At 48.1% G+C, this 22,647-nt stretch carries 25 protein-coding genes; 21 read left to right on the forward strand and 4 right to left on the reverse strand.

The window, feature by feature from the left end:
- The first annotated feature begins 55 nt into the window (after positions 1 to 55).
- Both AC50Y3_RS06255 and AC50Y3_RS06260 read left to right on the forward strand, forming a co-directional pair.
- The gene (locus AC50Y3_RS06255; protein ID WP_494817918.1) at positions 56 to 1,930 is read left to right on the forward strand and encodes a heparinase II/III domain-containing protein; all 1,875 of its coding nucleotides are present in this window, start codon (positions 56 to 58) and stop codon (positions 1,928 to 1,930) included.
- 94 nt (positions 1,931 to 2,024) lie between these two features.
- Positions 2,025 to 2,909 (forward strand): GNAT family N-acetyltransferase, encoded by an 885-nt coding sequence (locus tag AC50Y3_RS06260; RefSeq protein WP_494817919.1) that lies wholly within the window; start codon positions 2,025 to 2,027, stop codon positions 2,907 to 2,909.
- Between the two features lie 403 nt (positions 2,910 to 3,312).
- Here AC50Y3_RS06260 and AC50Y3_RS06265 read toward each other — a convergent pair whose 3' ends face one another.
- Positions 3,313 to 4,305: a Gfo/Idh/MocA family protein gene (locus AC50Y3_RS06265; protein ID WP_494817920.1), complete on the reverse strand. Its 993-nt coding sequence runs from the start codon at positions 4,303 to 4,305 to the stop codon at positions 3,313 to 3,315.
- A 224-nt stretch (positions 4,306 to 4,529) separates the two neighbouring features.
- On the opposite strand from AC50Y3_RS06265, the gene AC50Y3_RS06270 reads away from it, so the two are divergent.
- The 3 genes from AC50Y3_RS06270 (at position 4,530) to AC50Y3_RS06280 (ending at position 5,732) form a co-directional block, all read left to right on the forward strand.
- The gene (locus AC50Y3_RS06270) at positions 4,530 to 4,772 is read left to right on the forward strand and encodes a hypothetical protein (RefSeq protein WP_494817921.1); all 243 of its coding nucleotides are present in this window, start codon (positions 4,530 to 4,532) and stop codon (positions 4,770 to 4,772) included.
- 42 nt (positions 4,773 to 4,814) lie between these two features.
- Positions 4,815 to 5,177 (forward strand): VOC family protein, encoded by a 363-nt coding sequence (locus AC50Y3_RS06275; protein WP_494817922.1) that lies wholly within the window; start codon positions 4,815 to 4,817, stop codon positions 5,175 to 5,177.
- Positions 5,178 to 5,255: 78 nt separating this feature from the next.
- Positions 5,256 to 5,732, forward strand: coding sequence for a hypothetical protein (locus tag AC50Y3_RS06280; RefSeq protein ID WP_494817923.1), 477 nt, complete (start codon positions 5,256 to 5,258; stop codon positions 5,730 to 5,732).
- 6 nt (positions 5,733 to 5,738) lie between these two features.
- On the opposite strand, the gene AC50Y3_RS06285 is transcribed toward AC50Y3_RS06280, so the two are convergent.
- On the reverse strand, positions 5,739 to 6,635 hold the full coding sequence (locus AC50Y3_RS06285) for a LysR substrate-binding domain-containing protein (RefSeq protein ID WP_494818592.1): 897 nt from the start codon (positions 6,633 to 6,635) through the stop codon (positions 5,739 to 5,741).
- 131 nt (positions 6,636 to 6,766) lie between these two features.
- Between AC50Y3_RS06285 and AC50Y3_RS06290 the strand changes: the two genes are divergently transcribed.
- The 4 genes from AC50Y3_RS06290 (at position 6,767) to AC50Y3_RS06305 (ending at position 9,368) form a co-directional block, all read left to right on the forward strand.
- The gene (locus AC50Y3_RS06290) at positions 6,767 to 7,438 is read left to right on the forward strand and encodes an O-methyltransferase (RefSeq protein ID WP_494817924.1); all 672 of its coding nucleotides are present in this window, start codon (positions 6,767 to 6,769) and stop codon (positions 7,436 to 7,438) included.
- A 167-nt stretch (positions 7,439 to 7,605) separates the two neighbouring features.
- Positions 7,606 to 8,400 carry an SDR family NAD(P)-dependent oxidoreductase gene (locus AC50Y3_RS06295; protein ID WP_494817925.1) on the forward strand — a complete coding sequence of 265 codons (795 nt, stop codon included), beginning with the start codon at positions 7,606 to 7,608 and terminating at the stop codon, positions 8,398 to 8,400.
- 11 nt (positions 8,401 to 8,411) lie between these two features.
- On the forward strand, positions 8,412 to 9,173 hold the full coding sequence (locus AC50Y3_RS06300; RefSeq protein ID WP_494817926.1) for a phytanoyl-CoA dioxygenase family protein: 762 nt from the start codon (positions 8,412 to 8,414) through the stop codon (positions 9,171 to 9,173).
- Between the two features lie 12 nt (positions 9,174 to 9,185).
- The gene (locus tag AC50Y3_RS06305) at positions 9,186 to 9,368 is read left to right on the forward strand and encodes a GyrI-like domain-containing protein (RefSeq protein WP_494817927.1); all 183 of its coding nucleotides are present in this window, start codon (positions 9,186 to 9,188) and stop codon (positions 9,366 to 9,368) included.
- Positions 9,369 to 9,440: 72 nt separating this feature from the next.
- Here AC50Y3_RS06305 and AC50Y3_RS06310 read toward each other — a convergent pair whose 3' ends face one another.
- Complete coding sequence (locus AC50Y3_RS06310) at positions 9,441 to 11,582, reverse strand: heavy metal translocating P-type ATPase (RefSeq protein WP_494817928.1); 2,142 nt, start codon at positions 11,580 to 11,582, stop codon at positions 9,441 to 9,443.
- Between the two features lie 173 nt (positions 11,583 to 11,755).
- Between AC50Y3_RS06310 and AC50Y3_RS06315 the strand changes: the two genes are divergently transcribed.
- Positions 11,756 to 12,109, forward strand: a complete 354-nt coding sequence (locus AC50Y3_RS06315) for an ArsR/SmtB family transcription factor (protein ID WP_494817929.1) — start codon at positions 11,756 to 11,758, stop codon at positions 12,107 to 12,109.
- 86 nt (positions 12,110 to 12,195) lie between these two features.
- Here the strand turns inward: AC50Y3_RS06315 and AC50Y3_RS06320 are convergent, their stop codons facing one another.
- Positions 12,196 to 12,471, reverse strand: coding sequence for a hypothetical protein (locus AC50Y3_RS06320; RefSeq protein ID WP_494817930.1), 276 nt, complete (start codon positions 12,469 to 12,471; stop codon positions 12,196 to 12,198).
- A gap of 196 nt (positions 12,472 to 12,667) precedes the next feature.
- On the opposite strand from AC50Y3_RS06320, the gene AC50Y3_RS06325 reads away from it, so the two are divergent.
- From AC50Y3_RS06325 to AC50Y3_RS06375, 11 genes are all read left to right on the forward strand, one after another.
- Complete coding sequence (locus tag AC50Y3_RS06325) at positions 12,668 to 13,150, forward strand: cysteine hydrolase family protein (protein WP_494817931.1); 483 nt, start codon at positions 12,668 to 12,670, stop codon at positions 13,148 to 13,150.
- 26 nt (positions 13,151 to 13,176) lie between these two features.
- Entirely contained in the window at positions 13,177 to 13,746 is a 570-nt protein-coding gene (locus AC50Y3_RS06330) for a YdeI/OmpD-associated family protein (RefSeq protein WP_494817932.1), read from the forward strand.
- 159 nt (positions 13,747 to 13,905) lie between these two features.
- Positions 13,906 to 14,457: a glutathione peroxidase gene (locus tag AC50Y3_RS06335; RefSeq protein ID WP_494817933.1), complete on the forward strand. Its 552-nt coding sequence runs from the start codon at positions 13,906 to 13,908 to the stop codon at positions 14,455 to 14,457.
- A 27-nt stretch (positions 14,458 to 14,484) separates the two neighbouring features.
- Positions 14,485 to 15,402: an AEC family transporter gene (locus tag AC50Y3_RS06340; protein ID WP_494817934.1), complete on the forward strand. Its 918-nt coding sequence runs from the start codon at positions 14,485 to 14,487 to the stop codon at positions 15,400 to 15,402.
- Between the two features lie 303 nt (positions 15,403 to 15,705).
- Complete coding sequence (locus AC50Y3_RS06345; RefSeq protein ID WP_494817935.1) at positions 15,706 to 16,239, forward strand: RDD family protein; 534 nt, start codon at positions 15,706 to 15,708, stop codon at positions 16,237 to 16,239.
- A 179-nt stretch (positions 16,240 to 16,418) separates the two neighbouring features.
- Positions 16,419 to 17,510 (forward strand): sugar ABC transporter substrate-binding protein, encoded by a 1,092-nt coding sequence (locus tag AC50Y3_RS06350; RefSeq protein ID WP_494817936.1) that lies wholly within the window; start codon positions 16,419 to 16,421, stop codon positions 17,508 to 17,510.
- Between the two features lie 117 nt (positions 17,511 to 17,627).
- On the forward strand, positions 17,628 to 19,160 hold the full coding sequence (locus AC50Y3_RS06355) for a sugar ABC transporter ATP-binding protein (RefSeq protein WP_494817937.1): 1,533 nt from the start codon (positions 17,628 to 17,630) through the stop codon (positions 19,158 to 19,160).
- Complete coding sequence (locus AC50Y3_RS06360; protein ID WP_494817938.1) at positions 19,157 to 20,143, forward strand: ABC transporter permease; 987 nt, start codon at positions 19,157 to 19,159, stop codon at positions 20,141 to 20,143. Before AC50Y3_RS06355 ends, AC50Y3_RS06360 begins: the two co-directional genes overlap by 4 nt.
- A 202-nt stretch (positions 20,144 to 20,345) precedes the next feature.
- Positions 20,346 to 21,257: a phosphotransferase family protein gene (locus tag AC50Y3_RS06365; RefSeq protein ID WP_494817939.1), complete on the forward strand. Its 912-nt coding sequence runs from the start codon at positions 20,346 to 20,348 to the stop codon at positions 21,255 to 21,257.
- 29 nt (positions 21,258 to 21,286) lie between these two features.
- Entirely contained in the window at positions 21,287 to 21,733 is a 447-nt protein-coding gene (locus AC50Y3_RS06370; RefSeq protein ID WP_494817940.1) for a GNAT family N-acetyltransferase, read from the forward strand.
- A 40-nt stretch (positions 21,734 to 21,773) separates the two neighbouring features.
- Positions 21,774 to 22,613, forward strand: a complete 840-nt coding sequence (locus AC50Y3_RS06375) for a phytanoyl-CoA dioxygenase family protein (RefSeq protein WP_494817941.1) — start codon at positions 21,774 to 21,776, stop codon at positions 22,611 to 22,613.
- The last annotated feature ends 34 nt before the right edge of the window (positions 22,614 to 22,647 follow it).

Consider the following 22,647-nt stretch of genomic DNA (forward strand, 5'->3'; position numbering starts at 1 on the left):
CGTTTGCTTGCCTTTTCTTTCCGTTAAGAGAGAAGGATGGGAGGTTGATGGCTCCATGCTAGCGGAGAGATATAGTACTCCTAGTTTGAGGGAAGATTTGATTTCGCGCGAGAATTACAAGCCTTATCCAACAAGCGAAGACCGCCAAGCATGGGAAGGATTGCCGCTTCATCTGCGAACCTACTGGATGAATAAAGGGGTTGGAAAGCTTAATCATGCCTGGAATCCACTACCGGCTACTGCGTACATGGATTATAGCAGAACAGGTAATCGGGAAAGGTACGATCATGCTACATGGGAGAGAAGACGTACTCTGGCTTCGCTGGTCATCGCGGAATGTATCGAGAACGAGGGACGATTCCTGGATGACATCGTCAACGGGATATGGTGTATTTGCGAGGAAACGTTCTGGGGGATTCCCGGGCACGGCTATATGATGAAGAGTCAGGATGCACTCCCGGATGTGTCGGAGCCCATAATTGAATTGTTCGCTGCCGAAACTGCGGCACTGCTCGCATGGACGTATTATTTGCTGAAATCTAAATTGGATGGCGTAAGTAAGATGGTCTGTGAGCGGATACAGCATGAGGTGAGGAAGAGGATTCTTGATCCGTATCTAAACCGGAACGATTTCTGGTGGATGGGCTTTAATCAAGAGCGGATGCTGAACAATTGGAATCCATGGTGCAATTCGAATTGTTTGGCGGCATTCCTGCTGCTCGAGGATGATCCCGAACGCCGGGAGGCCGCGGTAATGAAGGCAATGCGCAGCTTGGATCACTATATGGAACGACTTCATTCCGATGGAGGCTGCGAGGAAGGACCTAAGTATTGGATCTATGCTGGGGGCATGTTGTTCGATAGTCTGGAGCTGCTCTACAGCGTCTCGGCCTGCAAAATAAATGTATACGACGAGCCCCTCATTCAACAAATCGGACGCTACATCTACAAGGCTTTTATTGACGGTTCGTATTATGTGAATTTTGCAGACAGCTCGCCTAAGGTGGAGATTCCCGCAGAGCTTGTTTATCGCTATGGATGCCGGATCGGTGATGATAAGCTTGCCGGATTGGGCGCCATGGTGCTGAAGAAGAAGCGGGAAGAAGCAACCGACCTTGAGTTTTCATCCCTGTCCCGCCTACTGCCGGCGCTATTTCATTACTCGGAAATCGAGCACTATGAGGGAGAAACGCCCTACGTTCGAGAGGCATGGCTGGATGGCATTCAACTGATGGTGGCCAGAGAGCAGCAGGGTTCATCCAAGGGACTATTCGTTGCAGCTAAAGGAGGACATAACGATGAAAGCCATAATCATAATGATATCGGCCACTTTATCGTGTACTGCAATGGCTCACCGATGATTGTTGATCCCGGGGTGTTGACCTATACATCGAAGTCCTTCTTTGCAGAGCGCTATACGATATGGGCCATGCAATCCGCCTACCACAATGTTCCGATCGTAAATGGAGTAGAGCAGAGGAATGGAAGATCCTACCGAGCCGTTGATGTCGATTGTAAGTTTAATGATCAGGCTGCATTGTTAACGATGAATATCGGGAACGCCTACCCGGACTCTGCCGAGATTAGGAGCTGGGTAAGGACGATAAGCCTGTTTCGAAATTCGTCACCTTCGATAGTAATTAAGGACGAATATCATATGCAGCATGTGACGGATGCTATCGCATGGCATTTGTTGACGCCACATCCTCCTCGTATTGAAGGGGACGGGAGCTTTATTTTGCAGGATGAGGATCACAATAAGATTTGCATTCAATACAACCGTACGAAGTTTGCTGGCTCGATAGAGACCATTTCACTGGAGGACGCAATCATGCGGGAAGTATGGGGAGAACACTTATATCGCATTCAGCTTAAAGCAATGACTGCAACCGAACGGGGAGAGTGCATCATCAGAATAAGCCGGATATAGTAGTACGTGCCTCTAGCCCGGCAGATTTAAACAATGGTATATTAGGGGGAATCTGACAAGACTGGGCGAGAAGCGTTGAAACGAGGCGAGATCATTGAATCCTGTTAGCATTGAGCGATATAACCAGCACAGAGATAAGGCTCAAATGGAGCAGATGCTGCTTAACAACCGTTTTATAGCGAAAAGGTTCTTCAGAGATGAAGAGGGCAATAAGGAGAATATTCTGGTTGCACGCCATAATTCCACTACCATCGGATTTCTCTCCTTTAATGCTTTCGGCAGAAGACCATTTGCGACGCTGTATATTCGTAAAGAGTATGAAGGAATGAATGTTGGCGCGATGCTCCTGCAAGACTATGAACGTATGCTTATTCCTCATGAGAAAGTAGAGCACACCATATTCGACTGTCATTCCAGCGAAAATGAAATAATCAGCCTCTTCGCAGATCAGGGTTACCGCTTGTACTCCTCCTATTTTATAATGGAACGCATTGGAGGTTCTTTCCCCTCAGAGCATATCACGGTACGTAATTATGAAGAGAACGATTACTCGAAATGGGATAGAATCATTGAGCTAGCCTTCTATTATACGCGTCAGAAGATCGGCATGTATCCCTCGTTCTTTTATAAACCCGTGGAATGGGAACGAGAGAAATATGCGCTTAATAAAGACAATGAGTTTGTTATGTTAGTGGAGGATACGATCGTAGCGGTAGGAACCATCGAAGGAAATCGAATCGCATCTGTCGCGGTTGCCATCGAGCATCAAGGGCGAGGATACGGAACGGCATTTGTGAAATTTCTTATTAATGAGATCCTTAGCAGGGGCGAAGATAAGGTCACCCTTGAAGTGTCTAAAGGCAATTACGCGAAGCGGGTATATGAGAATCTGGGGTTTAGAGAGGTAGATTACTACCATCAGTATGTGAAATATTTCAAACCTGAAACAAGGCTAAGTGCTCCGCCGGACAATTATTAATCCATATGAAACAAGGGCTATAGGGTTTAGTACAAATTTCATCTCGCACGCCTCGTCTTGCATGCTGCGAAATTTTAACGAACTGTAAGGGCGTTATTTGGCCGAATTTCGGGGCTTCGAGAATCTAACGAACCGTACAGGCCTTATTTGGGGATAATAGGCTTGCAAATACTGAAAAACTGTCAAATAGAGCCCGTACGGTTCGTTAGAATTATTTCGGAGTCATTTATGGGCAAATAAGCGCCGTACGATTCGTTAGAGCTTTCTGCATGATCAAATACCAACAAGCAAAACGCATGAGCGAAGTTTCACGTATGCCAAAGAGCTACACGGACTTCCAGAACATAAAGCCATAAGGGCTATAGGGATCAATACCCTATAGCCCTTATGAATTCCAAACGGTCTAGCCTTTCAGTTCGGACAAGGAAACTACGCGTTTCTCAGCCACCGAAATATAGGCAGCTTCCATCACTCTTGTCAGATCCGTTGCCAGCTCGTTATTCAAGTCAGCTTGCGTATCGTTCATGATATGGCCGACCCATTGTTCAATAGCTGTAGGCAGGTCTGGCTGATGCTCGATTGCAATCCACTCTTGTTGCTCCAGTTTGTTGCTGCGAACGCGAATGACATCATCCGGCAATCCATACATAAGTGTACCTTCGGTACCATGAATTTCAATGCAGAATGGGGAATGCGGCGTAACGTAACCTGTTTCGAGGATACCGACAGCACCGTTCTCATAGCTAAGCAGGACCGTTGCATTGTCTTCAACCTCTTTGCCGGTCACATAACCGAAGTTGGCACTTACGGTTTGCGGCAGCCCAAGGAGATAACGAGTCAGATAAACCGGGTGACAACCGAGGTCGATCAAAGCGCCCCCGCGGCATTGCTCGAGATTGTAGAAATGCTCCGGCAGCCAATTTCCGGTCGTGCCGTTATGTGCATTGCGAACGCGAATTTGAGTGATTTGGCCGAAAATGCCGGAATCAATCAGCCCTTTGATCGTCGGTGTATAGCGTTCGTTCAGGCGGAACATCGAAACCGTGAATTTAACGCCCGATTCACGTACTGCGGCTTTAATTTCATTCACTTCTTTCAATGTAGCTGCGACGACCTTCTCTGTGAAAATATGTTTACCCGCGCGAGCGGCTTTCACCATGACATCGCGATGCATGTTGGTTGGCGCATCAACAACGACTGCATCAATATCTGTGCGATCAAGCAGCTCATCCAGATCAGCGAAGAACGGTACGCCCAATTGGTCGGCGATTTCCTGTCCGCGGGCAGGAAGCTCGTCCCAAATAGCGGCTACCTCGAGGTTCGGATTGGCTTGCACTTGATTAGTGTAATCCCAGGCATGAACATGCCAATAGCTGAGCATGGCTACGCGAATCATTGTTGAAATTCCTCCTAGTATTGTAAGTGGTTGGCGTGATCCATACCTTATCATAGATGAAATCGCTTTATAATATGATTTTATGACATGTAAACTATGAATTTACGACATAACTTACAGATGTTAGTCGCTATTACTTAAAAAAATTTTCATAGATAAGGTAATATATAGGTATTAAATGGTTCTTTACTAGAAGAAAGTCCTACTACAATAAGGAGTAACGAATGAAACTGCGTATTCCGTTATATGTCGCTTCCGCTTGCTTGATTTCTATTTTAGCCGATAAGTATATCTTGAAATGGGTGGGGATTGCTGATGTGAAATCCGTTATCTTTGGCTTACTCGTCGCTGCTGCCTTCTTCCTACTTGAGAAAACGGGACTTGCAAACAAACCTATAGCTGTGTCAGCAGGGATTGGGATTATCATACTCGGTCTCGCTTTAAGAATATTAGCTAACCATTATTAACTGTAACTATCATTCATCTAACAACTACTAGGAGGTATCGAAATGCTAGAACAAGTAGTGATTACACCGATTAAGCCGGTTATTCCGGCTATCTTCGTCAATGTAACGAACATAAGGATGTCCGTTGACTGGTACTGCAACTTGCTGGGTCTACCGATTCCCGAAGAAACCAGAGAGGGCATGCATATTTTCGATTTAAGTGGGAGTCAGTGTTCTAATATATTTCTGGAAAAGAGAGACGAAGTAACCCCTATTGCAGAGCCGCTATTCAGTCTAACCGCGCCTGACAATGAGGCGACTTTCCAATTCTTAACCCAGCTTGGCATAGAAATTGTATATAGAGATGAAGACGTCATTCATTTTAGAGATCCAGATGGGAACGTGCTGATGGCTTGTTCGATCTAGGAACTGAGCGTTACTTTAAAGGCTGCCCGCAAACGGCGGCCTATTGAATTAGTGGGAGTAAATAATTGAGGTGAAACAATGCGAAGAATTTCTTTTTTTTTACTGCTATTCCTTTTATCACTAACTGCTTGCAGTGGACTCACCCAAAAGAAAGAAATAGTAGATCCAATGATTTACAGCTTTACTGAACCGGTTCAATTCCCCTTTGAGGTTGATGGTAGTAGTACGGAGATAGAAGTTACAAATCCGAATTCTCTTCAGCAATATATTTTTCATTATAAAAATAAACAAACTACTCAAGAGATTAGGTACATTGTGAGTAAAAGTATGAACACACCATTGAAGTTATCTGAGGTCGGGACTCCTACCATAGAACTGAAAAAAGGGAAATTAGCTTATTATGAGGAAGACGAAACTAGTCAGTCCATTTGGTGGGAAGCTGAAAACGGGTTTCTAGCTAGATTTGTTTACTACATAAATGGGAACTTAAATAACTTAAATGCTTTAAAATTGGATAAATCTGATCTTGTAGCATTAGCTAACCAAGTCCAATAGACATTTCTATCCTCGAATCGGATTCTCGCGAATCATCTGAATAAAATTCATCGTGGAAGCTGAGAGGGGCTCATGCTTGCGCGTACATATTGCAATGGTGTTGGTTAAATGGATTCCCTCCACATAGACGCGGCATAACTCCCCCCGTTTGACATAGTCGCGCACGACCAAGGAAGAGACGAAATTGGCGCCGTAGCCTGCAATTACAGCCGTGATCGCTTCATGCAATCCATTGAATTGCAAGGAGATCGTCGGAGTCGAGGAGTTGTAGGTGCGGCATAAAGACAGCAATCGCTCACGCGTAGAGCTCCCTTCCTCACGCATTACGAAAGGCTCCTTCATCATGTCATTCAGCGAAACCTGTTGATTCGCATAGCGATGGCTGGGGGCAACAACGAACCATAACTCATCCCGGAATAACTCCTCCGTCTGAATCGTATCCGGATAAGCCTCAGGCATTCCGCCGTAAATCGCAATGTCGACATCTACATTTAAGAGCTGTTGTAGAGCATCATTGGAGTTCGTCGTGGTGATGATCATTTCGACCTGTTCGTACTGCTGTTTGAAGGTTGCGATCCAAGTTGGGATCAAGAAATGAGCGGGCAAGTATGTCGCGGCTAAGCGAATACATCCATTCGAGCCGTTGCGGAAGTCCTGGGCATATTGTTCAATTTGCTGTTCCACGGCAAAAAGTCGCTTCGCAAGTAAAGCAATCTCTTCACCCGCATCCGTCAAAGCGATTCCTCTTCCTTGTGGCTTGAGCAGCGGGAGGAGCAGCTCTTTCTCGAATTTCTTAATCTGCGCGGTGATGGCGGGTTGGCTGATATTGAGCAATTCCGAAGCTCGAGTCACACTTCCCGAACTCGCAATCACATGAAACAACCGTAAGGCATGTAGATTCATCATGATCCTCCTCTATTTGCCAAATCATATATGAAATATATAGATCCAATTTAAACATATATTATATTTATGATTATATCTCGAATACACTGAAAGCAGAAGTTCATAACGAGAAGGAGAAGTGATGAATTATGAATCAAGCAAATGTCTGGAGCGAGGTTGATCAGTATATTGCAGAGCGGTTAATGGAGCAGGATGCGGTTCTCAACAAGGTGTTATCTTCCAATCAAGAGGCAGGATTACCTGCAATTGATGTTTCTCCTACGCAAGGTAAATTCTTGAACCTACTTGTACAGCTGCATGGTTCCAAACGAATTCTGGAGATCGGCACATTGGGAGGTTACAGTACGATATGGCTAGCAAGAGCACTGCCGTCCGATGGCCGAATAGTCACACTGGAGGTCGATCCCCATCATGCACATGTTGCAGCTGCTAATCTAACTCTCGCACAGGTAGAGGATAAAGTTGAAATTCGAGTCGGTGAGGCTTTGAAGCAATTGGCGCTTATGCAAGATGAAGGTGTGGAGAAATTCGATTTCATCTTCATTGATGCGGATAAACCGAACAATCCTAACTATTTGAAATGGGCTCTTCATTTCTCCCATCCCGGTACTGTGATTGTTGGCGATAACGTGGTTCGTGGAGGCGAAGTGCTGGACGAGAATAACCCCGATCCGCGTGTCATAGGAGTAAGGCAGTTCTATGATCTCTTGGCAGAAGAGCCTCGAATTACAGCTACAGCGATTCAAACCGTGGGCAGCAAAGGATACGATGGTTTCATGATTGGAATTGTAACGAGCTGAACGATTTCTCGCATATCTTACAGAGGCTACCTTCGCGGTAGTCTTTTTTATAAAGTCATATTTCGTATATTTTGAGTCCATTGCGATCAATGACGGAATCACAAACCTATTCTAAACTATTTGTTGAGTATATTTATCATCCGCACAATCGTATGGGAGAGGATCGAATGTCAGAAGCAATAAGGCTGCTGGAGGGCAAAATAGCGCTTGTAACAGGTGCCGGAAGCGGGCTCGGGCGAGCGATAGCCATCGGATTAGCAGAACAAGGAGCTAAGCTCGTATTGGTAGGACGCAGAGCGGCGAAGTTGGAAGAAACGGCCGCAATGATCCGTGAACATGGCGGAATTGCTTACCCGATTGTGGCAGATATTTCTAAGCTGGATGACGTAGAGGCGATGGCCAAGCAACTATTCGCAAGCTATGGTGTTCCTGCCGTTGTCGTGAATGCTGCCGGCGTGTTTAAAGAAATCGGTCCGATTCTGGAAAGTGACCCGACGGGTTGGATGGAAACGATCATGATCAATGCGGTCAGCCCTTATTTCATCTGCAGAGCTTTGGCAGGCGAAATGGTGAAGGCTGGGTGGGGGCGAATCATTAACGTGACATCCGCGGCATCGCTGGCCGAACCCGAGGGGACTAACAGTGCTTACGCTACGAGTAAAGTGGCGTTAAATCATTTTACGAGACAGCTGGCTGCTGAACTCAGCGGCACAGGTGTGACTGCGAACGTGTTCCACCCCGGTGAAGTGAGAACCGAAATGTTCGAAGCGATTCGGGACAATGTTCGCGTGCCCGGTGAGCTGCAGGATTGGGTGGCTTGGGTGGAGAGGACCGGCGGTGATTCACCGGCGAAGTCTGTTCAGCTTATTACTGATTTGCTGAAGCCGGAGTCGGATGCGATTACCGGACGCTTTCTATGGATAGAAGATGGATTGAAGCAACCTAAATATAGCTGGGATTAGGAGCGTTGATCATGACAGCCTTACAATCTCATCTGGATGAGTTTAATCGGCAAGGTTTTACGGTTTTTCGAGGGGCTATTTCGGAAGCGTGGGCGGATCAGCTGCATGCTGGTTTACTAAGTTATTTGGAAGAGCCGCCTTTGCCCGGTCAATGGGACGGATTCCGTACGCGCATGTTCGAGCGGGGAGAAGCGTATATCCGATTGATCGAGAATGCCCCTATCGTCGACTTCGCGGAAGCGCTGCTCGGCGAGAAATGCCATATGTTCTGCATGAATGCCTTTACGACCAAGAAAGGCAAAGGCTTCGATACGTGGCATGTGGATGAGGAACTGTTCTTCCCATTGCCTGAAGGAACGGAGCTGGATGAGCATATTCAGATGCCGACCTATCTCATTACGTGTATCTACTATTTGGTGGATGTTGCACCCGATATGGGTCCCACGCAGTTAATTCCGACTAGCCATCGCAGCGGACAGCATCCGCCGGCTGATCAAGATCCACCGATTTATAAAGGACACGAGCCTGTTACGATAAACGCGCGAAAAGGCGATTGCTTGATCTTCTCCGGGCAAGTCTGGCATCGGGGATCTACGAATCAAAGCGATACAGACCGCGCCGTGCAGCAAGTGATGTATGGGAAAAGGTGGATTTCGCAGCGATTCTGGCCATTCATCAACTATGTAATGCCGCAGGACGTGATTGATTTTGCAGAAGGTAATCCTCGTCTTAGACGCTTGCTAGGCTTTCATCAGCACGGTCCTTACGGGTGAATGTTCAGGAGGATGCAAGCGGTATTGAATGCCGGAGCCGTACATGCTTACTTATATTCAACCTGGTTACAGCAAAGTGAATACGAGCTCGCTGGCCTATATAATATTGAAGTTTATGATGAACGGAATCATGGTCCCGAATCGGAGGACTCCGTTACGGATATTTATTTTCCGGTGCGTAAGAAATCCTCATAGAGTCATTCTGCAGCAGCAAGGCAGTCGATCATTGGGATCGACTGCCTTGTTTGTTGTGGAGCGTTGTGTTGTTCATCCTTTATTTGTACCAATTAGCACGGTTAGACTCACTAACGTGACGAAGATGGTAGCGCCCATGTCGGACAGAATGGCAATCCATAACGTGAGCCAGCCGGGGATGGTAAGCAATAAGGCGATTAGCTTCAATCCGAGGGCAACGCAAATATTGAACCGAATGATCGAATTAACTCGTTTAGCCACGGCTACAGCTTCCGGCAGTTTGCCTAAATGATCCTGCATGAGCACGATATCCGCGGTTTCAATTGCGCTATCCGTTCCTTTCCCCATAGCGATTCCCAGTTGAGCCGTCGCTAATGCGGGCGCATCGTTAATGCCATCCCCAATCATAGCGACTTTCCCGCGAAACGCGAGTTCTTTAATTTTATTCACTTTATCTTCGGGCAGCAGATTACCGTAATAGGAAGTAACGCCTACTATTTTCGCTACCTTCTCTGCGGTCTTCTGATGATCTCCGGTGAGCATGACCGTGTTCCGAATTCCCGCTTGATGGAGCGCTGCAATGACAGTTTTACTTTCTTCCCTGATTTCATCGGCGATACCGAACATGCCAAGTACCTGCAGCTGATCAGCTACGAGAACTAGTGTAAGGCCTTCATTTTTAAAATCATGGATTTGAGCTTGCACATCGGCTGGGAAAATAAGATGCTCCATGCTTTTTTCATTGCCAAGCCAGTAAGACTTCCCTCGTACAATGGCTGCAATACCGCGGCCGGAAATCGTCTGGATTTCATCTGGCGCTGATACTTCGATGCCAAGCTCAGCAATTTTCTTCATTATTGCTTTGGCTAACGGATGAGAAGAGGCTTTCTCTATGGAGCCTGCGACCTCTAAGAATGGTTGTTCTTGGTATACAACCATCTTCTCTACGTACGGTTCACCTTTGGTTATCGTGCCGGTCTTGTCGAAGGCTATTGTATCGATTTTGCCCAGCTGCTCTAGGAAGACGCCGCCTTTGATCAGAATCCCGTTCCGCGCGCTTCGGGTGATGCCGGATACAATGGCGATTGGCGAAGAGAGAATAAGCGCACAAGGACACCCGACAATCAAGACGGCTAAGCCCTGATAAATCCATTTGCTCCACTCGCCGCTAAAGAGAAGGGGGGGAACCAGAATGACGAGCACGGAGACCATCATAATAATCGGTGTATAGTACTTTGCAAATTTATTAATAAATAGCTCCGTCGGTGTTTTCGTTTCCTGCGCTTCTTCAACCAAGTGTAAAATCTTCGCTAGCGAAGAATCTTTATAAGCCTTCTCGATTCGGATGTGAAGTACGCCTTCATTATTGATGCTTCCGCCAAAGACAGGTTCCCCATTTTCTTTCTCAATCGGTAAGGCCTCCCCTGTAATGGCGGCTTCATTAACGGAGCTTTTTCCGCCCACTACGACTCCATCGGATGGGATCTTTTCTCCGGGTTTAACGATGACGAGATCGCCGATCGTTAAAGATGAGATGGGGACAACCTTTTCATGGCCATTTTCAAGAATCACCGCTTCTTTAGGAGCCACTTTAAGGAGCGTCTCCATGGAGCGACGGGCTTTCTCCATCCCTAGTCCTTCGAGCAGCTCATTCAAGCCGAAGAGAATAGCCACAAGTGTTGCTTCCTTCCACTCACCGATTGCAACGGCGCCTGCCAATGCGATTGTCATCAGCGTGTCAATGTTAAATCGCAACGCAAACAGATTCCTTAGTCCTCTTAGAAATGTCGAATAGCCGCTTAGAGCGATTGCTGCAACATACATGCCGATCTGGATTCCGCTAATTACCTGATCCCCGGAGAAATAGGCTACACCATAGAGGGTAGCTGAAACAATCAACATTTTTATCATCTTAGCATTCCCGTGTTCATGCGTATGAGCATGATCATGTGTATGAGCATGATTATGATCATGACTGCCCTCGTGAGCGTGGTCATGCGTATGGTTTTCGGCCGATTGGCTGTGATCGATATAGGCGTGATCCGATTTCAAAATATGCTCGACATCAGGCAGCGAAACGCGGGGGTCCAGCTTCAGTTTGCCTGAATTATAACTAAGAGAAGCGCTCTCACCGTGTTCCAGCGCTTTGATTTGCTGTTCGAGACCTAGCGCGCAATTACCGCATGAGAGCCCTTTGACGCGATATTCGTTCATAAGCAACCTTCTTTCAGCAATATATGAGCACTTATTCATATGATATGTTGGGAACATTTTTATGTCAATTGTAATTACTCCATCATGAGGTGCTGCAACAATCGACTATCGGCTATGTTATAATGAGGGACATAATAACCTATGGTTGGTGGAACAATTTGGATGACAAACTCATGCTAGAAACCTGCGACGATTCATGCAGCGGAACGCAAATTGATTTTAAAGTCGTAAAAGAAAATTTAGTGGATGAATCCTCAGCAAGTGCGATGGCTGATTTATTCAAGACGCTAGGGGATCCGACTAGGGTTAAGATCATTCATGCACTGTCACAGAGCGAGCTGTGCGTACATGATTTGACACAAGTGCTCGACATGGGGCAATCCGCGATTTCGCATCAGCTTCGGTTTTTGAGAAACTTGCGTATCGTAAAGCGGCGTAAGGTAGGTAAAACCGTATTTTACTCCTTAGATGATGGCCATGTGGAGCAAATATTTATTCAAACCTTACAGCACTTGAGACATGATTAATTTCCGCTTAGGTTCGTTTAACAACAGTAAAGGCAGCTGATCACTTGGATCGGCTGCCTTGTTTGTTTTTAAATGATTATGATTGGTTATGAAAAATTAGCAGCGAAAGCGCCGAAAATGAGAACGATGACAACCACGTAGAACACGATTCCGATACACGCCCAGATCAAGCCTGCCTTGGCATAGTTCGCTTTATTCGGATTCGCACCGCCGCCAAATGCCCAGACGAGAAGCATAATGATATTTACAATTGGAATCGCAAGCAGAAAAGTCGTGAGCATCCAGTCTTTTACGGAGATAATGGGTGCACTCGGCTGTGGAGCAACGGGCTGGTAATAGTTCGGATTGGCGTTCGCTTCCATTGGTTGAAATCCCCTTTATTTATAGTTAATTTTTGTAAGACCCACAAAGATACTAGTATAGGAATTAAAGTTAATCAAGTTAATTTTTTTAACTTAGCTATTTATGCGATTCATGCTTGGTTCCTATATAAGGGGCGAAATCATTTGGTATAATTGGAGAGGTATCAGGATTCATACAAATGGAGGAATATAATCGATGAAAATTGGATTCCTAATTATTGATATGCAACCCATCCATCTAGAGGGTTTAGACAAGCAGATGATAGAAAGAGCCAGTGAGTATATAAACTATGTATCAGATGTGCTTCGTTCCAATAATCACGTTGTCGTTCACATTCACGACATTGAAGGTATTTCGGACTCAAACAGAGATATCTTCACTTCGATTCCGGAGATTCAAGTTCAGGAAACAGACATCATGGTAAGCAAAGAAAGCTCGAATGCCTTTTGGCAAACGGAGCTGGAGCAAGTTCTGCTGAATCAAGAGGTGGAATTAGTCATCCTTGCCGGATTTGCGGCAGAGCAATGCGTGCTGTTTACCTATAACGGTGCCAGTGAACGAGGATTTAAACCGGTCATGTTGCAAAACGGGATTATGAGTAAACACAAAGACATCATCACCTCAACTTACCGGGATCGAAATCTGATCTCTTATGCGGTCGTTAAATACTTACTGTAAATTTAAGTAGGGGAAATCAAACATTTATGGAAATGATAAACGTACTTGCTGCCAAATCGAGAGAAGATTTGCGGGCATGGTTACTGGAGAATAGTACGACTGAGAAAGCGTGCTGGGTCGTGGTGAGCATGACGCCAACCCCGGATGCAGTGTTATATTTGGACGCGGTCGAAGAGTCGTTATGTTTTGGCTGGATCGATGGCGTGAAGAAGAAAATCTCTGAAACCGAGCTGGCGCAGAGGCTATCCCCACGAAGTAAAAAGAGCTCATGGACGGAATTGAACAAAGAACGTGTCCGCCGGCTTGCACGTTTGGGGTTAATGCGAGACGAAGGAAGAAAGGTGCTTCCTGATATGAGCCCCGATTCTTTTCGAATGGATGCCGCTATAGAGCAAAAGCTTAAAGAAGATCAGCAAGTCTACGAGAACTTCATCGCTTTCCCGGAGCTGTACACGAGAATTCGGATCGACACGATTCAAAGCTACAAAGATCAACCGGAATTATTCCGGAGCAGACTAGAAAAATTCATTGCCAACACGAAAGAGAACAAGATGTACGGTCAGTGGCATGATAATGGACGCCTCATAGAGGAATAGATCGAGCACACAGCCCCCACCTTGTAGTCAAGCTGGGGGTTATCTTGCGCAAGGATTTATTGTAAAAAACTATAACGATTATTTGTATTATATATTTGACCAATAAACATAATTGCTCCTATGATTTAGTTATCATACAAAACGAAGAGGAGCGATCCGATGTCTATTTATGATATGCAAGTAAACTCAATTGCCGGCGAACGCGTTCCATTATCGATTTATCGCGGCCAAGTGCTGCTTATTGTCAATACTGCCAGCAGATGCGGCTATGCCCGCCAATTTGCGGATCTTCAACGCCTATACGAAAGCCATCATGAACAGGGGCTGGAAATACTCGCATTTCCTTGTAACCAATTCAATGACAAAGAGCCGGGGAGGAGCTCGGATATTCTAGAATATTGCGAGAGCAGCTATGGCGTGCAATTTCCGTTATTCGAGAAAGTTGAAGTGCGTGGATCACATGCACATCCATTATTTCAATATTTAACACAGCAAGTACCGTTTGGTGGGTTTGACATTCAGAATCCGAAGGGGCAGTGGATGAAGGATTTTCTGCTTGAGAAGTATCCGCATATTTATGCTGATGATGGGGTGAAGTGGAATTTCTCGAAGTTTCTGATTGATCGGAACGGTCATGTACACGGAAGATATGAAGCGATGACGGAGCCATTTGAAATAGAGCCAGAGATTCAAGCCCTCCTCTCCCAGTGAGCGGATGGTTAGAGAGGGAGTCTTGCCATGAATCAGTATATATCCTTGTTCGGGACGGTAAGTGTACCGATCCTGCTGGCGTGCTTGCTCGGAAATTTGTACCAGAAGTATAAGTCGCCGGACGCGAAGATGCTGGCTGATTTGAGCTTGTTTGTCCTTGCGCCTTGCCTCATCGTGAGCGCTGTATCGGGAAGTGATTTGGACAGTTCTTCTTTTGCCCATATCGCATTATTCACGTTGATTCAGACAGTTCTCTGCTGGGCGGCTTCTCTTGGTGTCGGTAAACTATTTCGATTCAATGCGACCTCATTGCGGGCCATGGAACTGACGACGATATTCGCCAACTCCAATAACTATGGATTACCTTTGCTGCTCCTTGCCTTCGGTAATGCGGGGTTCACCATTGGCGTGACGAATGTAATCCTGCATATCGTACTAGTCAACACGCTGGGATTATATATCGCCTCTCGCAGTTCCTTTAATGCAAAGCAAGCTGCTGCCAAAATGGTACAGAACCCGCTGATTTATGCCGCTGCAGTGGGATTAATCCTCTATTTCTTCCATATTCCATTGCCCCTAAGCTTAAACTCCGGCTTGGAGCTGATCGGGGGGGCTTATTCCGCCATCGTGCTGCTCATACTGGGGATGCAGCTCAAAAAAACGAACTGGCGTGCCAGCATGCGCCGCGAACTGTGGATATCTATCGCAATGCGGATCGTAGGTGTACCGCTACTGTCCTTGCTGACCATCCATATTCTTGGACTTCGCGGTCTGGAAGCTTCGGTATTATTCGTGCAATCCTCTATGCCATCCGCTATTAATTCAGTGGTGCTGATGGAGAAGTACGGGGGAGACAAGGAACTGGTGTCGATCAACGTAGCGATAACGACGGCTGCGAGTTTTCTGTATCTGCCGGTTCTCATATATTGGTCTGGCGGGTTGTAAGTAGTATTGGGAACCTTGCTCAAATAGCGACTATCTGGCTCTTGCGGATAGTCGCTATTTTTATAGGGCTATCGCTGCGGAATGTGCCAGTCATCGATCCGGTAAGGCCTTTCGATTGGCAGCCGGTTTATGTGGTGGCAGCCGACGGTAAGTTGTATGCCGTAAGGGCACCGGGATCTATTTAGAATGAAGAGGAGAGCGCACATCTGGCTGCTCTCTTTTTTGATTGTGCAGGATAATGGAATCCAATCCTGAATAATCAAATAAGGTTACGTTCCTTAGTTGACCAAAAGGAGTAGGGTTATGCATCGGCATGGAGATTTACATCGCGTATCTTTAGGTAAACGATTAATCGCTTTCTTATGGGATTATGTGATTATTTCGGGCTATATCGTTTTGTTAATCGGCCTATCTTTCTTGATTCGTCCTTGGCTGACGCCATTGTTTACGACATCGCCATTGTTGGCGGAGCTCAGTGGATTTCTATTTATTACGCTGCCTGTCTATCTTTATTTTGCACTATGTGAGGGATCGGCAGCGCATGCAACATGGGGAAAACGGAAAATGGGGATTCAAGTGGCCGGTTTGAATGGTAAGCCAATCCGTTTTAGAGCCTCACTGCTGCGTTCCGCCCTTAAATTCGCCCCTTGGGAGCTGGCCCATTTTACTATTTGGCATATGGTCATTCCAGCTGATTACCCCGACTCATTCATCTACTCTTTATTAGGGACCGTTTACGGTCTCGTGCTCATCTACTTGATCAGTCCGTTATTTAATAAAAAGAAACAAACGATATACGACTTGATAGCGGGGACTGTTATTAGGTATAGGGCTTAAGGGAGTTTAGGGAACAGGTAAAATCTTTTCACAAAAACGTCGCATAAAGCGTCGTTTTTTTTTGTGCGGAAGGCGCTTAATGTGTTAAATTTATTTTTCCGATTGACATACTCGGGATTTGCTCTTATAGTAAAAACATTCTAATTTAAGAGAACAAGAAATAGGGAGGCAACAATATCATGAATATCCGGAAACACGCGGGCCTCACGCTCGCACTCATCCTCGCGTTGACACTCGTGCTGTCCGCTTGCGGCAGCAAAGATAAGAATGAGAATAATTCGGCATCCACCGGCGGTACGGCGCAGAATGCACTTGCGGGCAAGAAGATCGCGCTTGTCATGCAATTCAATCAAGGCACGTTCTCGGCCCAATATGTCGACGGCGTAACAAAGCAAGTCGAGAAGTTCGGCGGCAAAGTAACCGTTATGGCATCCGACAACGACTTGAATAAAATGGTCTCTAATCTAGATACGGCGATCAACCAGAAATTCGACGGTATCCTGCTCGACCACGGTAATGCTGACGCGCTGACGAACGGCGTGAACAAAGCGGTCACCGCTGGCATTCCGGTCGTCGCCTTCGACTCCGGACTGACCGTGGACGGCGTAACGAGCCTGGCCCAGAACGACCAATTGTTGGCAGACAAGTCGCTTGCGGCGCTGGCGAAAGACGCTGGCGGCAAAGGCAACATCGTCAAAGTATGGGTGGCCGGCTTCCCGCCGATGGAATCGCGTCAAATCAAATACGCTGAATTCCTGAAGGCGAACCCGGATATCAAGGAAATCGCGCAATTCGGCGATGCAAGTAAAGCGCAGCTGGACGCGCAAACGCGTATGGAAGCGATTCTGAAGAAGTACCCGGAGAAGGGCAGCATTACGGCGGTTTGGGCCGCTTGGGATGAATTCGCGAAAGGCGTTACGAACGCGATCAAGCAGGCCGGCCGCACGGAAATCAAAGTTTATGGCATCGATCTTAGCGACGAGGATCTCGCGCTCATTCAAGATCCGACCAGCCCTTGGGTTGCATCGGCAGGCGCTGATCCGTCCTCCATCGGCCAAGTGCAAGTCCGCTACCTGTACCAGAAACTGAATGGCGACAAGACGGCCGCGACGGTACAGATTGAACCGGTATTCGTCAGCCGCGACTCGCTTCCAACGGACAAGAAAGTTACGACAGCCGATCTTGGCGAATACGTCGAAGGCTGGGGCAAGAGCGAGCAAGGCAACACGGATTATTTGAAAGAGCTGGAACAAGCGGTAGGCGCGAAATAAGCGCTGGTAATAAGCGACATAGCGATACGCAATGATGAAGAATCAGCAGGGAACGGCGCGGAGCTTCCGCGCCGTTTTCTTCTATCTGGAAGAGCTTCTAAGAGGAGTTGAGCGATCATGGTAGCTGGACAACCTTCACGCGCGGAGAGCGTGCTGCGCATGAATGGCATCGGTAAGTCTTTCGCAGGCGTCGCGGCGCTGAAGAGCGTCGATTTCGAACTGCGAAGCGGCGAGGTTCACGCACTTCTCGGCGCGAACGGCGCTGGCAAGAGCACGTTGATGAAGATTTTATCCGGCGCATACGCGGGCGACAATGGCACGGTCGAGATTGACGGCCAAACGCTAATCATCCGCTCGCCGGCGGACGCAAAGAAGAACGGCATCCACTGCGTGTATCAGGAGGTGGATACGTCGCTTGTGCAGCATCTGAGCGTCGCGGAGAATATAATGCTCGACCGCTTAGCCGCTTCAGAAGGCAGCGCCTGGATCTCTTGGAGCAAACTGAAGCAGGAAGCCGCGCAGGTGCTGGATAAGCTCGGGCTCGGCATCAATATTAACAGCAGCGTATCGGAGTTGACGCTGGCGGAGAAGCAGCTCGTGCTCATCGCGCGGCTGTTCGCGCAAGATGCGAAGTTCGTCATTCTCGACGAGCCGACCGCACCGCTGAGTATAGAGGAAGCAGACCGGTTATTCGGTCTGATGGACGGCTTGAAGACGGCCGGCATCGGCATCGTCTTCATCTCGCATCGCTTGCCGGAAGTGTTCCGGGTTAGCGACCGGATCACGGTTATGAGGGACGGAGGCGTCGTCATGAACGTATCGGCCGACGCGACAAACGTCGGTGACGTCATCCGCTCGATGCTCGGCAAGAGCTTCGAGGAGGAGTATCCGAAACTGCCGGCAGCGATTGGGGAGCCGATCCTGGAGACACGCGGGCTGGCAGCGGGACGGCGCGTGCGTGGCGTGGATCTGATCGTGCACAGCGGCGAGATCGTCGCGGTCGTCGGCCTTGTCGGCGCCGGCAAGACGGAACTTTCACGACTGCTGTTCGGCGTGGACGTCGCGGAGAGCGGCAGCATCGCGCTTGCCGGCAAGGTGGTCGTGCCGCGTTCGCCTGCAGATGCCGTGGAAGCGGGCTTAGTGCTCGTGCCCGAGGAACGGCGCAAGGAAGGCATACTCGTGTGCGAATCCGTGCTGCACAATTTGAGCTTGCCGATTCTGCGCTCGCTCAGCAAGTTCGGCTTTATCTCCGGCGCCAAGGAGAAACGCCACGGGTCGGATGTGATCGGGCGGCTCGGCATCAAGGCGTCGCATCCCGATATCGCGACGGCGTTCCTAAGCGGCGGCAACCAGCAGAAGGTAGCAATCGGCAAATGGACGAGCACCGATGCGCGTGTTTTCGTGTTCGACGAGCCGACCAAGGGCGTCGACATCGGCGCGAAGCGAGATATTTTCCGGATCATAGGGGAGTTAGCGCAACAAGGAAAAGGCATCTTGTATTTAACCTGTGAGTTTGCGGAAGCGCTGGGTCTGGCCGATCGGATTCTCGTCCTGTGCGACGGGAAGATCGTCCGCTCGTTCCGCCGGGGTGAAGCGTCGCAGGAAGATTTGCTTTATTTTGCGAGTGCAGGTAAGGAGGAAGTGTTATGAACAATCGGCTGCTGCAATTCTCATTTAAGTATGGAGCGATTATTTTCATCGGGATCGTCTTGCTGTTCTTCTCGCTCTATAACGAATATTTTCTAACGTACAACAATATCGCGGATATCCTGCGCTCCATCTCCATCGTGACGTTCGTCGCCATCGGGGTGACCATCTCGCTTACCGTCGACGGCTTCGATTTGTCTGTTGGGTCTACCGTGTCACTGGCAACCGTATTGTCGGCGACGATGATGGTGTGGTACCAGATGCCGCTCGCCGTCGTCACTATCGTACCGATTGTGTTCGGAGTAATAATCGGACTGATCAATGCTTTTCTTATCGTAAAGGTTCGCATTCCGGATTTGCTGGCCACGCTGGCGGTCATGTATATCGTTAGTGGTGTGCATAAGACTTACACCAAGGGCTACTCCATCTACAGCAACATGCAGATGCAGGACGGAAGCAAGGCGCCCGGCGAGATCACGAAGCAATTTCTCTGGATTGGTCAAGGCAAATTGCTTGGCGTGCCATTCCCTGTCATTCTTATGGTGATTGCAGTCGTCGCGGCGCATCTGTTCTTCAAGTACACGCGCCTCGGCCGGCAGATGATCATGATGGGTGGAAACGAGGAAGCAGCCCGCCTGTCCGGCTTGCGAGTCAAACGCGTTCGTACGCTGGCATATGTCGCGTCTGGCGTGCTGGCGGCGATCGGCGGCATTCTGTTCACCGCGCGAGTTGGCAACGGTCAAGTCGATGCCGGAGCGCCGATGCTCATGGAAGCGGTCGCCGCCGTATTCGTCGGCTACTCCGTCTTCGGTGCGGGACGCCCGAACGTCATCGGCACGTTCTTCGGCGCGATCCTGATCGGCGTGCTCGTCAACGGCATGACGATGATGAACGTGGAATATTACACGACGGACATCATCAAAGGTGCAGTGCTCGTGCTGGCGCTGGCGGTCACATTCATTCACCTCAACCGGCGCAGGGGTTGACGGTTATCTGTAAGCCTAGGACAATGTCCTAGGCTTTTTCTTATTTATGGGGAGCACGCGGCTAACCGCAAACAAGGCAGCATATATAAAGCTAACATGTTCTCCACCACCGGGCAGGATTGTTTAAAGATGTGCTGAAATAAATGAATGACCACAATATCGGAGTTTAATCGAAGTAGGATATAAGGAGGGAGGGATCACTATGGATGATTTCAATCAAAAAGCGAACCATTTTGTGCAGGAGCACTTCGGCAGCCGTGCGGACAATCTTGCGCCTCTAGCGTCTGGTGATTGGTCGAGAGCTTATTCCTTCGTGCTCGATGGGCGTGAAATGGTTATTCGTTTCGGCGCCTATGTGGAGGACTTTGAGAAGGATCGTGTCATGGGGGCGTTCTCCATGGATGCGCTGCCGATTCCGAAGGTTATAGAGGTTGGTGAGACGGAGAACGGATTCTTCGCCGTATCCGAACGAGTTCGAGGAGAAAAGCATCTCGATGAGCTTGACGAATCGGAAATGCGGGTAGTCCTGCCCCAATTGTTCGATGCGCTCTACGAGCTTCAACAGCAGGATATTACCAGCACAGAGGAAGTCGGACTTTGGCGTCCGGAAGGAACCGGACCGAGCTGGGCATCTGAGCTATTGGCGGTGGCTGAGCCCAGAGAGAGGCTTGCGGGCTGGCGCGAGCGGTTGAATACTTCGCCACGGGAGGCAAGTATCTTCGATGCCGGCGTAGTCAAGCTTAGTAAGCTCGCAGCGCAGCTCCCGGAGATTCGAGGAATAGTTCATATGGATCTTTTGAACCGAAACGTGTTGGTGGAAGGCGGGAAACTAACCGGAGTATTCGATTGGGGGAATGCGTTCTATGGCGATCCTCTCTACGACCATGCTTGGTTTCTGTACTGGTGGTCGTGGTATCCGCAATGGCAAGGGATAGACCTACAAGCCATATTGGACCACCACTGGGACAAGCGCGGAGGCCCGCCTGCACAAATGAAGGAACGCCTACTCTGCTATCTCATTCATATTGGGCTCGACCATATCGCTTACAGCGCTTTTAGGGAACGCACCGAGGATATGAGGCGAAATGCCGATCAAGTGTTGAACTATATCTAACTGGTTTGGTTTAAGGAGGGATTTCTCTGATGCAACACAATGTTATCATTACTCCATACAACCCCAAGTACGCTGAACAAACCATCGAGATGTGGCGTGCAAGTAAGGAAAAGGCGATTGGGCAGAAAACCCTCCACAGTGTGGAGGATCATATTTACTTTTTGAATATTATGCTGCCGGAGCGGTTTCAGATTGACTTAGCGCTAATAGATGAGAAAGTAGCTGGCATCATTGCTTACAATGAGAGTGAAGTAAGTCAGCTCTATATTCATGTCGATCATCAGGGGATCGGAATTGGACAGACCTTATTAAATAGAGCCAAAGCGCAATCGAGCGGCAAATTAAACCTATACACGTTTGAAGTGAATGGGAACGCGCAACGATTTTATGAAAAGCATGGATTTAAAATCATTGCCAGGGGTCATGAAAATGAAGAAAATTTACCGGATATTCTGTACGAGTGGGTATCGCCATAATATTCATCTTATAAGGCTATGAAAGAGAGGCTGATGGTTTATGGGTACGAACGCTGTCCAAACGACGAAAGAAGAAATTCTGGCACACTACAAAGAAAATGGCTTCGCCGTCATACCGAATGCTTTGTCGCAGGAGGAACTGGACTACTTGAACGGATTGGTAGAGGCCTCCTTGAAAGAATCTCCGGAGCAATGGCATCAACCGATTGAAGGCGCGGTCGGCACGGCCAGCTTCCTCGAGAAGCATCCGCTTGAGATGGATCAATTCATTCGTCATCCCAAAATCTTTCCGCTCATTCAGGAGGTGCTGCTCGGGGAAGCGCGTTTTGCCCAATTTGATTTTCGGGATGTTTCCGCAGACCGAGCGAGCGCCAGTGAGATGAATTTCCACCGGGATATCAGCTATTACGGAACGATAGGCGGAAAGATCTTTGATCCGGAGAATCCATATATCAGCACGTATACCTGTGTCATCTATTACTTATCTGACGTTCACGAATGCTGTCCGGCATTCTGTTTAGTGCCCAACAGCCATACGTATGGAACGCTTGATGAGGCGAAGGAGAAGCAGGGAGAAGCTTACCGAGAGATCCCGATTAGGGGCCAAGCCGGTACCGCCGTGTTGTACAATATTACGACGTATCATACGCGCAAGGGCGGAAGCGCGGATTGTACGCATGGCCGGCGGACGATGCATAACTACCACTCCCGGGCATCGAGCTATCCGTTAACCAATTGGGCGACGGTACCTGAGGTGCTTGCGCTCAGCGATGATCATGACACCCGCCTGTTCTATTCGCAATGGACACCTAACCAGATCAAATTCGCAAGGGAGAACTATTCGAAACCAATCCCGGCGTATTATCCGGTGGTCAAGTAGTTAGGTTAGATGCTCATTTAAACAATAAAACCCG

This window comes from Paenibacillus sp. J22R98 (genome assembly GCF_059383835.1).

What these genes read in the sequence shown, in the direction of transcription:
- AC50Y3_RS06255 (WP_494817918.1), top strand. Translation starts at nt 56, where the DNA reads ATGCTAGCGGAGAGATATAGTACTCCTAGTTTGAGGGAAGATTTGATT.
- AC50Y3_RS06265 (WP_494817920.1), bottom strand. Translation starts at nt 4,305, where the DNA reads ATGATTCGCGTAGCCATGCTCAGCTATTGGCATGTTCATGCCTGGGAT.
- AC50Y3_RS06270 (WP_494817921.1), top strand. Translation starts at nt 4,530, where the DNA reads ATGAAACTGCGTATTCCGTTATATGTCGCTTCCGCTTGCTTGATTTCT.
- AC50Y3_RS06275 (WP_494817922.1), top strand. Translation starts at nt 4,815, where the DNA reads ATGCTAGAACAAGTAGTGATTACACCGATTAAGCCGGTTATTCCGGCT.
- AC50Y3_RS06280 (WP_494817923.1), top strand. Translation starts at nt 5,256, where the DNA reads ATGCGAAGAATTTCTTTTTTTTTACTGCTATTCCTTTTATCACTAACT.
- AC50Y3_RS06285 (WP_494818592.1), bottom strand. Translation starts at nt 6,635, where the DNA reads ATGAATCTACATGCCTTACGGTTGTTTCATGTGATTGCGAGTTCGGGA.
- AC50Y3_RS06290 (WP_494817924.1), top strand. Translation starts at nt 6,767, where the DNA reads ATGAATCAAGCAAATGTCTGGAGCGAGGTTGATCAGTATATTGCAGAG.
- AC50Y3_RS06295 (WP_494817925.1), top strand. Translation starts at nt 7,606, where the DNA reads ATGTCAGAAGCAATAAGGCTGCTGGAGGGCAAAATAGCGCTTGTAACA.
- AC50Y3_RS06300 (WP_494817926.1), top strand. Translation starts at nt 8,412, where the DNA reads ATGACAGCCTTACAATCTCATCTGGATGAGTTTAATCGGCAAGGTTTT.
- AC50Y3_RS06305 (WP_494817927.1), top strand. Translation starts at nt 9,186, where the DNA reads ATGCAAGCGGTATTGAATGCCGGAGCCGTACATGCTTACTTATATTCA.
- AC50Y3_RS06310 (WP_494817928.1), bottom strand. Translation starts at nt 11,582, where the DNA reads ATGAACGAATATCGCGTCAAAGGGCTCTCATGCGGTAATTGCGCGCTA.
- AC50Y3_RS06315 (WP_494817929.1), top strand. Translation starts at nt 11,756, where the DNA reads ATGCTAGAAACCTGCGACGATTCATGCAGCGGAACGCAAATTGATTTT.
- AC50Y3_RS06320 (WP_494817930.1), bottom strand. Translation starts at nt 12,471, where the DNA reads ATGGAAGCGAACGCCAATCCGAACTATTACCAGCCCGTTGCTCCACAG.
- AC50Y3_RS06325 (WP_494817931.1), top strand. Translation starts at nt 12,668, where the DNA reads ATGAAAATTGGATTCCTAATTATTGATATGCAACCCATCCATCTAGAG.
- AC50Y3_RS06330 (WP_494817932.1), top strand. Translation starts at nt 13,177, where the DNA reads ATGGAAATGATAAACGTACTTGCTGCCAAATCGAGAGAAGATTTGCGG.
- AC50Y3_RS06335 (WP_494817933.1), top strand. Translation starts at nt 13,906, where the DNA reads ATGTCTATTTATGATATGCAAGTAAACTCAATTGCCGGCGAACGCGTT.
- AC50Y3_RS06340 (WP_494817934.1), top strand. Translation starts at nt 14,485, where the DNA reads ATGAATCAGTATATATCCTTGTTCGGGACGGTAAGTGTACCGATCCTG.
- AC50Y3_RS06345 (WP_494817935.1), top strand. Translation starts at nt 15,706, where the DNA reads ATGCATCGGCATGGAGATTTACATCGCGTATCTTTAGGTAAACGATTA.
- AC50Y3_RS06350 (WP_494817936.1), top strand. Translation starts at nt 16,419, where the DNA reads ATGAATATCCGGAAACACGCGGGCCTCACGCTCGCACTCATCCTCGCG.
- AC50Y3_RS06355 (WP_494817937.1), top strand. Translation starts at nt 17,628, where the DNA reads ATGGTAGCTGGACAACCTTCACGCGCGGAGAGCGTGCTGCGCATGAAT.
- AC50Y3_RS06360 (WP_494817938.1), top strand. Translation starts at nt 19,157, where the DNA reads ATGAACAATCGGCTGCTGCAATTCTCATTTAAGTATGGAGCGATTATT.
- AC50Y3_RS06365 (WP_494817939.1), top strand. Translation starts at nt 20,346, where the DNA reads ATGGATGATTTCAATCAAAAAGCGAACCATTTTGTGCAGGAGCACTTC.
- AC50Y3_RS06370 (WP_494817940.1), top strand. Translation starts at nt 21,287, where the DNA reads ATGCAACACAATGTTATCATTACTCCATACAACCCCAAGTACGCTGAA.
- AC50Y3_RS06375 (WP_494817941.1), top strand. Translation starts at nt 21,774, where the DNA reads ATGGGTACGAACGCTGTCCAAACGACGAAAGAAGAAATTCTGGCACAC.